Source organism: Acidithiobacillus ferriphilus (assembly GCF_028215975.1).
GTDB lineage: Bacteria > Pseudomonadota > Gammaproteobacteria > Acidithiobacillales > Acidithiobacillaceae > Acidithiobacillus > Acidithiobacillus ferriphilus.
The window spans coordinates 2,261,835-2,274,443 of the sequence record NZ_CP116458.1; the positions used below are offsets into that span (position 1 = coordinate 2,261,835).

Consider the following 12,609-nt stretch of genomic DNA (forward strand, 5'->3'; position numbering starts at 1 on the left):
CGTTCTCCGGCGGCATGTTTTTGTGCATTCTACGCTGCCGGGCTTAAAGGACAAAATTTTGCCGTTTTCCGTTAAGTGGTTGGTCGCTTACGTGACGAGATGCTGGCATTGCCAGCTAGCCCCGTCTGTGCCAAGGTCCATTCCTCCAACATTTCCGAGTGCTTCCATGCATATCTGGGTCGATGCCGACGCCTGCCCCAATGTCATCAAGGAAATTCTGTTTCGCGCCAGTACGCGTCTGAAACTGCCCCTGACTCTGGTCGCCAATCAGCCCCTGCACGTGCCCCAATCTGCTCATATTCGCAGTGTGGTAGTGCCGGGAGGCTTTGATGTGGCCGACGATGAAATCGTGCGCCGCATTGAAGCGGGCGATCTGGTGATCACTGCGGATATCCCTCTGGCTGCTGCCGTACTTGAAAAAAATGGCCATGCCCTCAGCCCGCGCGGCGAGCGGTATTCCCCCGAAACCATCCACGAACGCCTGCGGATACGGGACATGATGGAACAGCTTCGGGATTCCGGCGTGCGTACCGGCGGCCCCGCCACCCTGAGCCAAGCCGACCGCCAGGCCTTTGCCAACGCTCTGGATTTCCTCTTGCGTTAATAGACTGATAACGCTATCCTTGCGAACTTTTCCGGGCAGTATCGGCGAAACCCTTGTTGGAGGTTTGTGATGTACGCGGTCATTGAGAATGGTGGCAAACAGTATCGGGTGGCAGTGGGCGACAAGCTCCGGCTCGAAAGAATGGAAGTAGAGCCCGGTGCCGAACTCGCACTGGACCGTGTCCTCATGGTCGGCGTCGGCAGTGATGTCCAGGTAGGCCGCCCCCTGGTGGAGGGTGCCGCGGTGAAGGCCACCGTACTCAGCCAGGGTCGCGCCAAAAAGGTACATATTTTCAAGATGCGCCGGCGCAAGCATTACCGCAAGCAGCAGGGCCATCGTCAGTATTTTACCGAAGTCCGCATCACCGGCATTGAAGCCTAAGGAGCACAATCATGGCACATAAGAAGGCTGGAGGTTCCTCCCGTAACGGCCGCGATTCCGAATCCAAGCGTCTGGGCGTCAAGCGCTACGCTGGACAGGAAGTCATCAGCGGCAACATCATTATTCGTCAGCGTGGCACCCAGTTTTATCCAGGCGCCAACGTCGGCATCGGCAAAGACCATACGCTCTTTGCCACCGCCGAGGGTGTCGTGAAGTTCGAGCGCAAGGGTCCGCGTCAGGTGCGCACCGTCAGCGTCGTTTCAGCGGCCTAAGCAGGCCTCTGTCCAGAGGGACCCCGCCCCGTTTCTGCGGGAGTGGGGTTTTTCTATGAAATTTATTGACGAAGTACGCATTCATGTGGCCTCCGGTAACGGCGGCCATGGATCGGTGAGTTTTCGCCGCGAGAAGTTTATTCCTTTCGGCGGCCCCGATGGCGGCGATGGCGGACGCGGCGGCGGTGTTTATCTGGTAGCTCAGGCCAGCCTCAACACCCTCATCGACTTCCGCTACCAGCGCCGCTATCGTGCCGAAAATGGTCACGGCGGCGCCGGGCGCCAGATGACGGGCCGCGCTGGCCACGACCTGGAGATCAAAGTCCCGGTCGGCACCCTGGTGTATGACGACGACACCCGCGAATTGCTCGGTGACCTGCGTACCGAAGGCGAACGGCTATTGGTCGCCCAGAGTGGCCGCGGCGGGCATGGTAATCTGTCGTATAAATCGAGTACCAACCGTGCGCCCCGTCAGTTTGAGAAAGGCGCTGCAGGCGAGGAGCGAAACCTGCGCCTGGAGTTGCGCCTGCTCGCCGATGTCGGACTGCTGGGTCTGCCTAATGCAGGTAAAAGCACTCTTATCCGGGCTGTCAGTGCCGCCCGTCCCAAAGTGGCAGACTATCCCTTCACTACCCTCTATCCCAATCTCGGCGTCGTCCGCGTCGCCACCCACGAGTCTTTTGTACTCGCCGACATTCCCGGCCTCATTCCGGGTGCCTCCGAAGGCGCCGGGCTGGGCACCCGCTTTCTCAAACACCTCAGCCGTACCCGTCTGCTCCTGCATTTGGTGGATATGGCCCCCGTCGATGGGAGCGATCCGGCAACCAATATCCGTGCGCTGGAAGCGGAGCTGGCCGCCTATAGTCCGGCCCTGGCCCAGCAGCCGCGCTGGTTGGTGGTCAACAAGTCGGATCTCTTTCCGGAAGATGAGGCGGCGGCACGCTTTCAGCAAATTCGCGAAGCGCTGCAATGGCAAGGCCCCGCCTTTCTGATCTCGGCCGCCAGTGGTGCCGGATGTGAGACCTTGGTATATGCCATCTGGCAAGCCCTCCCCGACCTGCCTCCTGCCCCCGATCCCAAGCAGTCCGAGGACTGGAGTGACGAAAGTGACGAATACGAGGTCTTGGAGGACTGGCAAGGAGACGACCTTGACGCCGACTGGGAAGAGAACGAGGCGTGAATCGCGACCTGAAAACCGCGCAGCGCTGGGTCATCAAGATCGGCAGCAGCCTGCTCACCAATAATGGCCAGGGCTTGGATCTCGCCGCTATTGAAGCCTGGGTCACACAAATATTGGTACTCCGCCGCAATGGCACCGAGATTGTTCTCGTCTCCTCCGGCGCGGTGGCTGCCGGCATGGAGCGCCTCGGCTGGCAAGTCCGCCCTACCGCCCTGCACCAACTGCAGGCGGCTGCCAGCGTTGGTCAGGCGGCACTTATCCAGGTCTATGAAGACTTCTTGCGCCGCGGCGGCGTGCATGGCAGCCAAGTCCTGCTTACCCATGAAGATTTGCGAGATCGCCAGCGTTATCTCAACGCCCGCGCCACTCTGCGCATTTTGCTGGAGATGGGCGTAGTTCCCATCATCAATGAAAATGACGCGATTGCCAGTGCCGAAATCCGCTTTGGCGATAATGACACGCTGGCAGCCATGGTCGCCAATTTACTGGAGGCCGACCTACTGGTAATTCTGACTGATCAGGCGGGACTTTATAATAAAGACCCGCGCCACGATCCTGATGCCCGCCTGCTCACGGAAGTACAAGCCGGAGATCCCGAACTGCTGCGAATGGCGGGTGGTGCCGGGACAGCGCTGGGGAGCGGGGGCATGATCACCAAAGTACGGGCGGCGAGCCGCGCTGCCCAGTCTGGTGCCGCCACCCTTATCGCCCCAGGCAACACTGAAAACGTACTGTTACGCCTGTGGGCCGGGGAGGAGATAGGAACGTACTTCCGTCCGGGCGTAGCCAAACTGGCGGCCCGCAAACGCTGGCTGGCGGGGCAACTACGCCCGACCGGAACACTCCATCTGGACGCAGGCGCCGCACGGGTACTCCGGGAAAGGGGCAGCAGCTTGCTCCCGGTCGGCATCACCGCCGTCGAGGGCGATTTTCAACGCGGCGACCTGCTGTGCTGCGTTGATCCGGAAGGCCAGGAAGTAGCCCGTGGCTTAGTGAACTTCGCAAGGCAGGAGGTTTTGCTGCGTCTGGGCAAGGGCAGCAAAGCGCTGAATACCTTGTTCGGCGATGTGGATGAGATTGAGATCATCCACCGCGACAACCTGGTGCTCAGCAGCGACAGCAGCTAACTCGTACGGCCTCCGGGCAATTCATCCCGCAGCGAACAAATCCCTACATCCTGCATACCACGACAGGTACCATAGAGATAAAGGCTATGATCGCTGATAAAGAAGCCCTGATTCGCAGCGATTTCCTGCTGCCGCGCTTCCAGCGCCTCATCGAAAAACTCCAGCACCTTGCCGCAGGCCGTGCAGACCATATGATCGTGGTGCCCCGTTTCGTTGAGCTCAAAAATCGCCTTATCGCCCTCGAAGTGATGCCTTCGCACCAATCCGGCCATTTCAAACTGGGTAAGCACACGATATACCGTGGCCAGACCCACCTCTTCACCGGCCCCCAGCAACTGTCGATAAATTTCTTCCGCAGTCAGATGGCGGGTGTCGCTGTCCTCGAAGATGCGGAGTATCTTCAGCCTGGGCAAGGTTGCCTTGAGGCCGGCTCGCTTCAATTCATCGCTGTTTGTTCGTTCGTAGTTCATTCGCTCGTAGCAATGGCCATGCGTAATGGTTTAGGATAGTTGCACCTGACGCCTAAGACAAGGACCATGAGAAGCTTCCGCCTAATTACTCTGCTTACTTTCTGTGCTCTGTTGCTCGGCGCCTGTAGTATTTATCGCGTCAATGTACAGCAAGGCAACATCATCACCGCTAAAGAACTAGCCGATCTGCACCCCGGTATGGATATGTTGCAGGTACGTAGCATTCTCGGCTCACCGCTCCTGCAGGATCCCTGGCATCCGCATCAGTGGATTTACGCCTACAGCCTCAAGCCCGCCTATGGTGCCACGAAAGTCCGCAAGGTGCGGGTGTTTTTTGGTAAGGACGGGAAGCTGATCAGCATACATGGAGATGCACAAAGCACCGCCTCACCGACCGCAGGCACCACCTCTTAATCTGGCCGGACGGCGCCTAGCCGTCCGGCTTTTGCACTTCCAGGGCGTCCGGCTGACCATAAACAACCCGCGCGCGTTGGGCAAAGCGTTGCACCATCGTTTCCGCCGCATGTTTGAAGATGGGCTCCAGAAGGGCACCCACCAATCGTGAAGCGAACTCGAAGCGCATATCCAGCGTTACTTTGGTACCTCTGGCATCCGGCTCCAACTGCCAGAGCCCTTCCAGAAAACGGAAGGGACCATTCACCAGTCGCAGCTCTGCCAGCTTGGGCCGCTGATAGCGGTTTCTTGTGGTGAAGGACTTGCCGAAAGCACCGTGGGAGATGGTGATCTCGGCGACCACTTCTTCGTCTTTCGACTGGATGATCCGGGTCCGTCCACACCAGGGTAAAAATTGCGGATAGGCACGAACATCCTCTATCAGGGCAAAAATTTGCGCAGCGCTATAAGGCAGCACGGCGGTTTTACAAATATGATGCATGAAACCCTCTCAATAACGGCGCTGACCCAGTGCATGCGCCTGCACCCAACGATCCAGTTGCGCCCAAAACCATTCGATGATTCGTCGCCAACGGGGGCGCCTGCGCCAAGGCTCCGGGTCGATTTCCCGCGCTTGGGCGAACTCGCGTAAAAACAAGGTGCGCAGCAAAAGCGCGGCAAGCGGAGCGCGTAATTCCAAGTTGAGTTCATGATTGAACCACAAACTCAGAAAATCAAAATTAGCGGAGCCGATCGACGCCCAGGAACCGTCCACCAACAGATATTTCGCATGCAGAAAGGCGCCTTCATATTCGTAAACATGCACCCCCCTGCGCATCAGCTTTTGATAATACGCCTGAATTCCGAATCGCAAAAGTGGATGGTCGGTGATCCGGCCGGCCAGCAGGAGCCGGACATCCACACCACGCTGCACGGCACGGTAGATGGCACGCAGGATGATCGGATCCGGGTTAAAGTAAGGGGTGGCTATCCAGACACTGCTGCGCGCCGCACGGATGGCGGCCAACAGACGGCGACGCACAGCGAGACTGCCCGGCGGCGTGCCCTCTAAAAATCGGCCCTGCCCCCACCACCGGGCATCAGGTTGGGAAAACGCGGTCGCATCCAAGGACGGAAGGGCCTCTGGACGGTGACGAAAAAAAATCTGGCGGCTTTGCTCCGCTAAATTGCCGCGACAGGCAAAGAGCATCTCACGATACGGCACCATACCTGGCGCGCCGCCGATCCAGACATCGGAAATCGCAAAACCGCCAACCGCGGCCCACTGGCCATCCACCACCACGACACGTCGATGGCTGCGTCGCAGCCTTTTTTCCAGCCCCTTGAGTTGTAGGCGGTGGTACCAGTGTAAATGGGCGCCAGCGGCGCGCAACTCAGTCACCCAACGGCTCGGGAAACCGCTGCTGCCCAAAGCATCCAGAGTGATGTAGACCCGTACTCCCGCCACCGCCTTATCACAGAGGATACGCAAGACGCGCTCGGGCCAAACGCCTTCGACAAAAATATAGTTCTCAAAGAGAATCTCGGCATGCGCATCCAGCAGGCACAGCTCCAGCCATTCGGTAATAGTCGACATTTCGCTCAGCAGCACGGCTTCGGCAAAAGACTCCCAATGCCTTTGGCGATAGGGCGCAAAACGTTTGGGCAATGACTTCGACACGTCTTCGGACTCCGCGCCAGTACAAATCGTTCACCTTCTACAGGAAGCGCAGCAAAGTCAATCCTGGCTTTCTGCCGCGCGGTCTTTTCCCGTACAATACACAGTTGACCGGCAGGGGAGTAGCAGGATGAGCAGCAGCACCATCGCCCTCAATCGCGAGGCGAAACACGAGTACTTTATCGAAGAGCGCTTTGAGGCCGGCATGGTCTTGCAGGGCTGGGAAGTAAAGTCGTTGCGCGCCAACCGTCTCAATCTCAAGGACAGCTACATCATTATCAAAAATGGGGAGTTATGGTTGTTGGGCGCGCACATCAGCCCACTGCTCACCGCCAGCACCCATATAAATCCCGATCCGACCCGCACACGCAAGCTGCTGATGCATAGAGAACAGATTAATCGCATGATCGGCAGCGTCGAGCGCAAAGGTTTTACGATCGTGCCCCTCGCCATGTACTGGAAACAGGGTCGGGCCAAAGTAGAGATCGCGCTGGTGAAAGGCAAGCAGGAGCATGACAAACGCGCCACGGTCAAAGATCGGGAGTGGCAACGGGACAAGGCGCGCATCATGAAGGGCGGGGCGCGGGATGTCTGAACCGCGACGGGGGACGTTTGTCTTCCAGGCGCTGCTTCTCTTCCTTTTCGCCTTCTGGCTTTTTGCCTTTCATACCGGAGATGCCAGCCTCTGGGACGTTGATGAACCCAACAATGCTCAGGCCCTGAAAGAAATGATGCTGCATCACAATCTGGTAGTACCCACTTTCAGCGCAGCGCTACGCCCGGACAAGCCTATCCTCAACTACTGGCTGATGTGGGCCGGAGTACGACTGCTGGGAATGAACAGTTGGGGCTTGCGCATCGGCTCGGTGGCTATGGGGGCGTTGCTGGTGTTCTATCTGGCCCTCGCTTTACGCCGACTGTACGGGGACCAGACTGCACTATTGGCGGGCTTGCTGACCGCCACCGCCCTGCATAGTCAGATTATCTTCCGGGCCGCTGTACCTGACTCGCTGCTGATTCTTTTCGTCGCGATCGCTCTGATTTCCTATCTGCGGGGTTATCTCTATCCGGAGGAAGAACGTCGCGGTACTCTGATCGCCTGTGGTGCGATGGGGTTAGCGACCCTGGCTAAAGGCCCCATCGGTTTCCTCCTGCCCGGCCTTATCATCGTGATTTTTCTGTTGCTGCGCCGGGAGTTGCCAAGCCTCTGGCGCAATGGACATCTGGTCTGGGGGATTCCGCTCTTTCTGGTCATCACCCTGCCCTGGTACCTGGCAGTGGGTGTTGAAACCCACTGGGTCTGGGACTGGCTGTTCGTTGATCAGCAGAATGTTAATCGCTACGCCGTCGCCATGCAGGGGCATCATGGACCCGTTTATTACTATCTGTTTACCATTGCGCTGGCGCTACTGCCCTGGACGGTCTTTCTACCACAGACCTTCGCCGAACTCTGGCGGCGGCGGGGTACACTGCTACGACAAACGCCCGCGGATGCCTTTATGCTGGTCTGGGCCATTACCTGGGTCGCTTTCTTCAGCCTTGGTGCCACCAAGCTCCCCAATTATGTCTGGGAGGCTTATCCGGCCCTCTTTGTTCTCATTGCAGCACGCCTTTATGCAGCCCTCAACCAGACGCAACCACTCAGCCGCCGGGGTGTATTCCTGTCACTCGGGGCGTTATTTCTGGTGGGTGTGGCATTGGTGGTGCTGGGAGCCTGGCTGGTACCGGAACGAATTCCGCCCCTCGGCGATATAATGGCCGCTCTGGGTTTTCCTTATATTATTGCGGCGTTGCTAGCCCTACTCTTCGCCTGGCGCGGCTTGCTGCTGCCGGTCATCAGCAGTCTGGGCGCCGGGGCGGTGGCAATTACTGCTTGCTTGATGCTCCTGGCAGTGCCGGCCCTGGATACCCTAAAACCCTCCGCGACCATGGGCCGCATGATCCGTGCCAGCGAGGGCACAGAACCCTACGCCATCGCCACCTGGCGATGGTTCGAGCCCAGTTTTCTGTTCTACGGCGGACGCGGCGCCATGCCGGTACATCAGTTGAAAAACCTGCAAGAGCTCAATCGCGTGGTGGCCGATGGTCAGGGTACGGCCTATCTCGCCCTTTCCGCCCAGGATATACCCGCGATACGCGCACATTTACCCAAGACGCTACGCGTTCATGAACTCTACTCGGGTTATGAGCTCTATAGCCGGAAGTACATCGCTCTACTACGTATTCGAAGCTCTTCACACAAGGTTTGCTTTACCCGATAACACGCAACGAGGAGATTTACTGAACGCATCATGAATCCCAGGCATTTACCTTCACTGATCGCCGTACTGGTGGTGCTAGCTGCAACAAGCGCATTTGCGCTGGCACTCTGGTTACAATTTGCCATGGACTACACGCCCTGTAGCCTCTGTGTATATCAGCGCCTGGCCAACCTCGCCGTGCTGGTCATCGTCGTGCTGGGGCTCTTCTGGACGGGCGCGGCGCAGCGCGGATTATGGCTGCTGGCCAGTGCCTATGCCTTAGCGGGAGCTGGCCTTGCCGGATGGCAGTGGCATCTCGCCGCAGTAGCAACCCACCGGGTGGAGAGATGCGCAGCCGTGCACCTCCTTCCGGGTGAGCACGGCTTCGGGTCTTGGGGTAAGGACTTCGCCTCGACGCTCTCCGGACACGCTTCCTGCGCCGCCGCCGGTGCCCGCACCTTGGCCGGATGGCCCATCACCCACTGGAGTCTGGTCTTTTTCCTCATCTGCGCCGTATTACTCTGGCTCGCACAATGGCTTGCCGGACGCCTTGGGAAACGCTAGGCCTCTGCCACCACAACGATTATGCAGTTTCCGTCAGCGTGGCCAGTGCCAATCGCAGCGCAAGGTTTCGAGAATGGCGATGGCGCGTCCGGTATCCATAGCGAGCGCATTCACATGCCCCATTTTACGCCGTGACCGGGCTTGCTTCTTACCATACAGATACAGCTTGAGCTGTGGATGGCGCAGTAGTGCATCCCAGTCCGGGGCGCCACTTTCCCAAAGATCACCCAACAGATTCATCATCACCACCGGGCTGATCAGGCGGGTATCCCCGAGAGGTAAGGCACAGAGGGTCCGGACCTGCTGGTCAAACTGACTGTGCACACAAGCATCTATGGTGAAATGACCGCTGTTGTGGGGACGTGGCGCCATCTCATTGACCAGCAATTGCCCCGCCTTATCCACAAAAAATTCGACCGCGAGCACGCCCACATAATCCAACGCCTCGGCAATACGCGCGGCGCTGCGCCGGGCGAGATCCTGTAGCTCATCCGTCGTGCGCGCCGGGACACTGCTCAGGTCGAGAACACCCCGGTGATGGACATTTTCGGCGATGGGATAAAAAACCATCATGCCATCGGCAGCGCGGGCCAGAACGACAGAAATTTCCTGCGCCAGGGCAACACGCGCCTCCAACACCGCATCCGCTCCCCCCATGGCCGTCCAGGCACCGGGCAGGTCCTCCGGGGAAGCAAGCTCCACCTGTCCCTTCCCGTCGTAACCAAAACGGGTGGTTTTGAGAATGGCCGGGAAAGTTACGGTAGCCGCAGCGCCTGCCAGATCAGCGCTACTGCGCAGCAGCGCAAAAGGCGCAATGGCCAAACCCAGATCGCGGAAGAAAGCCTTTTCCTGGGCGCGATCCTGAGCAATAGCCACCGCCCTGGCACCTGGGCGCAGCGGCACCTTCCGGGCAATACGTTCCAGAGCAATCAGCGGCACATTCTCGAATTCTGTGGTGACCGCCGCACAAGCATCGGTCAATGCCTGTAAAGCGATTTCGTCTTCGTAAGCCGCACAGAGGTGCCGGTCCGCCACTGCAGCGGCCGGACAATCACGGTCGGGATCCAGCACCCAGACGTCATACCCCATACGCCGGGCGGCAAGGCAGAACATTTGCCCGAGCTGTCCACCACCCAGTATTCCCAGCGTGGCGCCAGGCAAAATCAAAGGGCAATCTCCGGCAGGGTCGTCGCCATGACTGCCGCCGCCTGCCGCGTCCGGAAATCCTGCAAGCGCTGAGCCAGCTCCGCATCGGCGCCCGCCAGTATCGCCGCGGCAAACAGACCGGCGTTGGCCGCCCCCGCCGTGCCGATAGCAAAGGTCGCCACCGGCACACCCTTGGGCATTTGCACGATGGAAAGCAGGGAATCCATGCCTTGCAAATGTTTGGACGGCACGGGCACGCCCAGCACCGGCACCATGGTCTTGGATGCCAACATGCCGGGCAGGTGCGCCGCGCCCCCAGCACCGGCGATAATGCAGCGCAGTCCCCGCGACATGGCGCTGGTGGCATATTCAAAAAGTAGATCCGGCGTGCGGTGTGCGGAGACGACACGCCGTTCACAGGGAATCGCCAGCGCCCGCAATTGCTCTACCGCAGCGCGCATGACTTCCCAGTCGCTGTCGCTACCCATCACCACACCAACCAAGGGGTGTTCCATGCCCGCCCTCCTCTCTAGGACCTAACGCTAAACAGGTTATAATGCCTGTCATGGAAGAAGCTCTCAAGGTCGGTCATCCCCCCATTCGCAGTTTTGTGCTGCGCCAAGGCCGTATCACCGCTGCCCAGGCGCGCGCCGTGGCCGAGCACTTACCCGCCTGGCAGGTGGACGCCCATGCCATCTGGCAGGACCCCTGGAAGGGCCAGAGACCGCTGTTGCTGGAAATAGGTTTCGGTAACGGTGAACATCTGGCCGCTATCGCCCGGCAAAGACCGGGCTGGGGCTGCCTCGGTGCCGAGGTACACACCCCCGGCGTCGGGTCTCTGCTGCTGCAACTGCTGGAAACCGGGACGGACAACGTCCGCATTGTTCATGATGATGTGGTTACCTGGCTGCAGACTCTGCCCGAAGCTCTGCTGCAATGCATCATCATCCAGTTCCCCGATCCCTGGCCGAAAAAACGACAGCAAAAACGCCGTCTCATTCAGCCGGATTTCGCTGCGCTACTATGCCGCCTGCTGGTACCCGGCGGCGAGTTGCAGATGGCCACAGACTGGGCAGATTATGCCGAACAGATGCTGGCCATTCTCAATGCCACCCCAGGCCTGCAGAATACCCAGCCCGACGCCGGTTACGCCCCCCGCCCCGACAACCGCATCCTTACCCGCTTTGAGCGCCGCGGACAGCGACTGGGGCATGCGGTCCATGATCTCTGTTATCGACGCCTCGCGTGAGCACCCACGACATTCCGGCAATTGGCATTGCCTCATGCGCGAGCGCAGCATTCTTGCCAACTACAGAAAAATTAATGTTTCATCCTGGATCGTTATAGCGCGATTGCCTAACGGCTTTCCCCGACAAAAAATAACATCCTGGCGTCTCGCGGATTCTCTGCCTCCGGGTGAGCTTTCCGATGGCAAGTATGCAGCGGGAGCGGTCGTTCAAATTCTGGGTAAATTGGATTAGAATCAAGACATCAGTTATGAATGCCGTAGAATTCACCTTGAGCTGCTGAGACCTATTGTTGGAGAGAGAAATGATTGATATAAAAATGACGATAAATGGTAGACCGCTGACATCTGACAACTTCCGTGATGAGTTAGAAAAACTAGCAATAGAGTCCATTAAAGACGGTATCCGTAAACAGTTATCGGGAATCCCGCACGAACTGAATGGTAAAAGGTTAATAGTAGAAGTGGTTGGAACAGACTTACATCATCTCTCCATTCAACTTTCAGGGCCAGACGAGTTGGTAAAAAGAGCCAAATCCGCCTTAGAGGCAGAATGAAATCGCTCCTTACTTCATCCCAGCAGCGGAAGCGGAGCTTCATAAGCAGCATGGAGAGGGCTGCTTTTGGACAGGTCTGGTCATTCATCGGCCGTTTAGGTGGTGAATCGAATGTTCGCATCATGCTCTGCAGCCGACGTTCGGCGGTGCAATACTTAGCCATACAGTGAATCAGGACATGCTAGTGGACAATGCCACTATGATAGACGCAATTTTGAGGATCGTTACGGCGACAAACAAGGGCGAGCTTAAGAAGCTCTGCAAGAGGACAATAATCACTGAGAATGCGTTTGCCGAGTTTATTCGTGTATGCCAAGCTCCGGTACTGCCATGGACTCACGCGATATCGTATCGCGATATTCTTCCAAAGAATTGGGAGCTTACGCCAGAAGATAGTTCAGCTATGCCCGACCTCAGCATCGGGCCACCCGATAAGGATAAAACTAGGGCTATGAAGAAGTGGCTTCAGATGCTCCACGACCGTCGTTATCTTGTGGGACATCTTTTCTATAGCCGAGACCATCGCAACTGGCAATTTTTTTATTTCGATAACCGAGACTTAAATCCCTACGACAACCACTTCAAGCACGGTGCACACGTTCACTTAATAAACTATTTATGGCCAGAGCACACCCCCGAATCAATTTTGAAAAAATTTATGGAAGGCAATCCGAAAATGAAAGGGGCAATGCATATTCGGTTTTACCGACAACACTCGGGGCCGTCGAACACCTGAACGGATACGGCAATT

At 57.9% G+C, this 12,609-nt stretch carries 17 protein-coding genes; 12 read left to right on the plus strand and 5 right to left on the minus strand.

Annotated elements, in window-relative coordinates; translation table 11 throughout:
• Positions 1–166 precede the first annotated feature (166 nt).
• From PJU76_RS11315 to proB, 5 genes are all read left to right on the plus strand, one after another.
• Positions 167–604 (plus strand): YaiI/YqxD family protein, encoded by a 438-nt coding sequence (locus PJU76_RS11315; RefSeq protein ID WP_215891950.1) that lies wholly within the window; start codon positions 167–169, stop codon positions 602–604.
• A gap of 69 nt (positions 605–673) precedes the next feature.
• Complete coding sequence (gene rplU, locus PJU76_RS11320) at positions 674–985, plus strand: 50S ribosomal protein L21 (protein ID WP_064219302.1); 312 nt, start codon at positions 674–676, stop codon at positions 983–985.
• Between the two features lie 11 nt (positions 986–996).
• The gene (gene rpmA, locus PJU76_RS11325; RefSeq protein WP_009565803.1) at positions 997–1,257 is read left to right on the plus strand and encodes a 50S ribosomal protein L27; all 261 of its coding nucleotides are present in this window, start codon (positions 997–999) and stop codon (positions 1,255–1,257) included.
• 55 nt (positions 1,258–1,312) lie between these two features.
• Complete coding sequence (cgtA, locus tag PJU76_RS11330; protein WP_064219301.1) at positions 1,313–2,437, plus strand: Obg family GTPase CgtA; 1,125 nt, start codon at positions 1,313–1,315, stop codon at positions 2,435–2,437.
• The gene (gene proB / locus PJU76_RS11335) at positions 2,434–3,564 is read left to right on the plus strand and encodes a glutamate 5-kinase (protein ID WP_215849024.1); all 1,131 of its coding nucleotides are present in this window, start codon (positions 2,434–2,436) and stop codon (positions 3,562–3,564) included. The genes cgtA and proB overlap by 4 nt, the downstream gene beginning before the upstream one ends.
• Here proB and fur read toward each other — a convergent pair.
• Positions 3,561–4,034, minus strand: a complete 474-nt coding sequence (gene fur / locus PJU76_RS11340; protein WP_271779603.1) for a ferric iron uptake transcriptional regulator — start codon at positions 4,032–4,034, stop codon at positions 3,561–3,563. The two genes, proB and fur, sit on opposite strands and share 4 nt — an antisense overlap.
• A gap of 66 nt (positions 4,035–4,100) precedes the next feature.
• On the opposite strand from fur, the gene PJU76_RS11345 reads away from it, so the two are divergent.
• On the plus strand, positions 4,101–4,448 hold the full coding sequence (locus PJU76_RS11345; protein WP_064219298.1) for an outer membrane protein assembly factor BamE: 348 nt from the start codon (positions 4,101–4,103) through the stop codon (positions 4,446–4,448).
• 16 nt (positions 4,449–4,464) lie between these two features.
• On the opposite strand, the gene PJU76_RS11350 is transcribed toward PJU76_RS11345, so the two are convergent.
• Together PJU76_RS11350 and PJU76_RS11355 are read right to left on the minus strand one after the other, a co-directional pair.
• On the minus strand, positions 4,465–4,929 hold the full coding sequence (locus tag PJU76_RS11350) for a type II toxin-antitoxin system RatA family toxin (protein ID WP_064219297.1): 465 nt from the start codon (positions 4,927–4,929) through the stop codon (positions 4,465–4,467).
• Between the two features lie 9 nt (positions 4,930–4,938).
• Positions 4,939–6,108, minus strand: coding sequence for a phospholipase D-like domain-containing protein (locus tag PJU76_RS11355; RefSeq protein WP_271779604.1), 1,170 nt, complete (start codon positions 6,106–6,108; stop codon positions 4,939–4,941).
• 127 nt (positions 6,109–6,235) lie between these two features.
• On the opposite strand from PJU76_RS11355, the gene smpB reads away from it, so the two are divergent.
• Genes smpB through PJU76_RS11370 form a run of 3 tightly spaced genes read left to right on the plus strand, consistent with a single transcriptional unit; the run spans position 6,236 to position 8,909 of the window.
• The gene (smpB, locus tag PJU76_RS11360; protein ID WP_064219295.1) at positions 6,236–6,700 is read left to right on the plus strand and encodes an SsrA-binding protein SmpB; all 465 of its coding nucleotides are present in this window, start codon (positions 6,236–6,238) and stop codon (positions 6,698–6,700) included.
• The gene (locus tag PJU76_RS11365; protein WP_271779605.1) at positions 6,693–8,366 is read left to right on the plus strand and encodes an ArnT family glycosyltransferase; all 1,674 of its coding nucleotides are present in this window, start codon (positions 6,693–6,695) and stop codon (positions 8,364–8,366) included. The genes smpB and PJU76_RS11365 overlap by 8 nt, the downstream gene beginning before the upstream one ends.
• Before the next feature lie 30 nt (positions 8,367–8,396).
• Positions 8,397–8,909 carry a disulfide bond formation protein B gene (locus PJU76_RS11370; protein WP_271779606.1) on the plus strand — a complete coding sequence of 171 codons (513 nt, stop codon included), beginning with the start codon at positions 8,397–8,399 and terminating at the stop codon, positions 8,907–8,909.
• A gap of 33 nt (positions 8,910–8,942) precedes the next feature.
• Here the strand turns inward: PJU76_RS11370 and PJU76_RS11375 are convergent, their stop codons facing one another.
• Entirely contained in the window at positions 8,943–10,076 is a 1,134-nt protein-coding gene (locus PJU76_RS11375; protein ID WP_271779607.1) for a 5-(carboxyamino)imidazole ribonucleotide synthase, read from the minus strand.
• Positions 10,073–10,570: a 5-(carboxyamino)imidazole ribonucleotide mutase gene (gene purE, locus PJU76_RS11380; RefSeq protein WP_215849030.1), complete on the minus strand. Its 498-nt coding sequence runs from the start codon at positions 10,568–10,570 to the stop codon at positions 10,073–10,075. Before purE ends, PJU76_RS11375 begins: the two co-directional genes overlap by 4 nt.
• Positions 10,571–10,620: 50 nt before the next feature.
• Between purE and trmB the strand changes: the two genes are divergently transcribed.
• From trmB to PJU76_RS11395, 3 genes are all read left to right on the plus strand, one after another.
• Complete coding sequence (trmB, locus tag PJU76_RS11385) at positions 10,621–11,304, plus strand: tRNA (guanosine(46)-N7)-methyltransferase TrmB (RefSeq protein ID WP_271779608.1); 684 nt, start codon at positions 10,621–10,623, stop codon at positions 11,302–11,304.
• Between the two features lie 302 nt (positions 11,305–11,606).
• Positions 11,607–11,858 carry a hypothetical protein gene (locus PJU76_RS11390; RefSeq protein WP_271779609.1) on the plus strand — a complete coding sequence of 84 codons (252 nt, stop codon included), beginning with the start codon at positions 11,607–11,609 and terminating at the stop codon, positions 11,856–11,858.
• A gap of 184 nt (positions 11,859–12,042) precedes the next feature.
• Positions 12,043–12,594, plus strand: a complete 552-nt coding sequence (locus PJU76_RS11395) for a hypothetical protein (RefSeq protein WP_271779610.1) — start codon at positions 12,043–12,045, stop codon at positions 12,592–12,594.
• Positions 12,595–12,609 lie beyond the last annotated feature (15 nt).

What these genes read in the sequence shown, in the direction of transcription:
- trmB (WP_271779608.1), top strand. Translation starts at nt 10,621, where the DNA reads ATGGAAGAAGCTCTCAAGGTCGGTCATCCCCCCATTCGCAGTTTTGTG.
- rplU (WP_064219302.1), top strand. Translation starts at nt 674, where the DNA reads ATGTACGCGGTCATTGAGAATGGTGGCAAACAGTATCGGGTGGCAGTG.
- PJU76_RS11390 (WP_271779609.1), top strand. Translation starts at nt 11,607, where the DNA reads ATGATTGATATAAAAATGACGATAAATGGTAGACCGCTGACATCTGAC.
- rpmA (WP_009565803.1), top strand. Translation starts at nt 997, where the DNA reads ATGGCACATAAGAAGGCTGGAGGTTCCTCCCGTAACGGCCGCGATTCC.
- PJU76_RS11350 (WP_064219297.1), bottom strand. Translation starts at nt 4,929, where the DNA reads ATGCATCATATTTGTAAAACCGCCGTGCTGCCTTATAGCGCTGCGCAA.
- fur (WP_271779603.1), bottom strand. Translation starts at nt 4,034, where the DNA reads ATGAACTACGAACGAACAAACAGCGATGAATTGAAGCGAGCCGGCCTC.
- PJU76_RS11345 (WP_064219298.1), top strand. Translation starts at nt 4,101, where the DNA reads ATGAGAAGCTTCCGCCTAATTACTCTGCTTACTTTCTGTGCTCTGTTG.
- PJU76_RS11370 (WP_271779606.1), top strand. Translation starts at nt 8,397, where the DNA reads ATGAATCCCAGGCATTTACCTTCACTGATCGCCGTACTGGTGGTGCTA.
- cgtA (WP_064219301.1), top strand. Translation starts at nt 1,313, where the DNA reads ATGAAATTTATTGACGAAGTACGCATTCATGTGGCCTCCGGTAACGGC.
- PJU76_RS11315 (WP_215891950.1), top strand. Translation starts at nt 167, where the DNA reads ATGCATATCTGGGTCGATGCCGACGCCTGCCCCAATGTCATCAAGGAA.
- PJU76_RS11365 (WP_271779605.1), top strand. Translation starts at nt 6,693, where the DNA reads ATGTCTGAACCGCGACGGGGGACGTTTGTCTTCCAGGCGCTGCTTCTC.
- purE (WP_215849030.1), bottom strand. Translation starts at nt 10,570, where the DNA reads ATGGAACACCCCTTGGTTGGTGTGGTGATGGGTAGCGACAGCGACTGG.
- smpB (WP_064219295.1), top strand. Translation starts at nt 6,236, where the DNA reads ATGAGCAGCAGCACCATCGCCCTCAATCGCGAGGCGAAACACGAGTAC.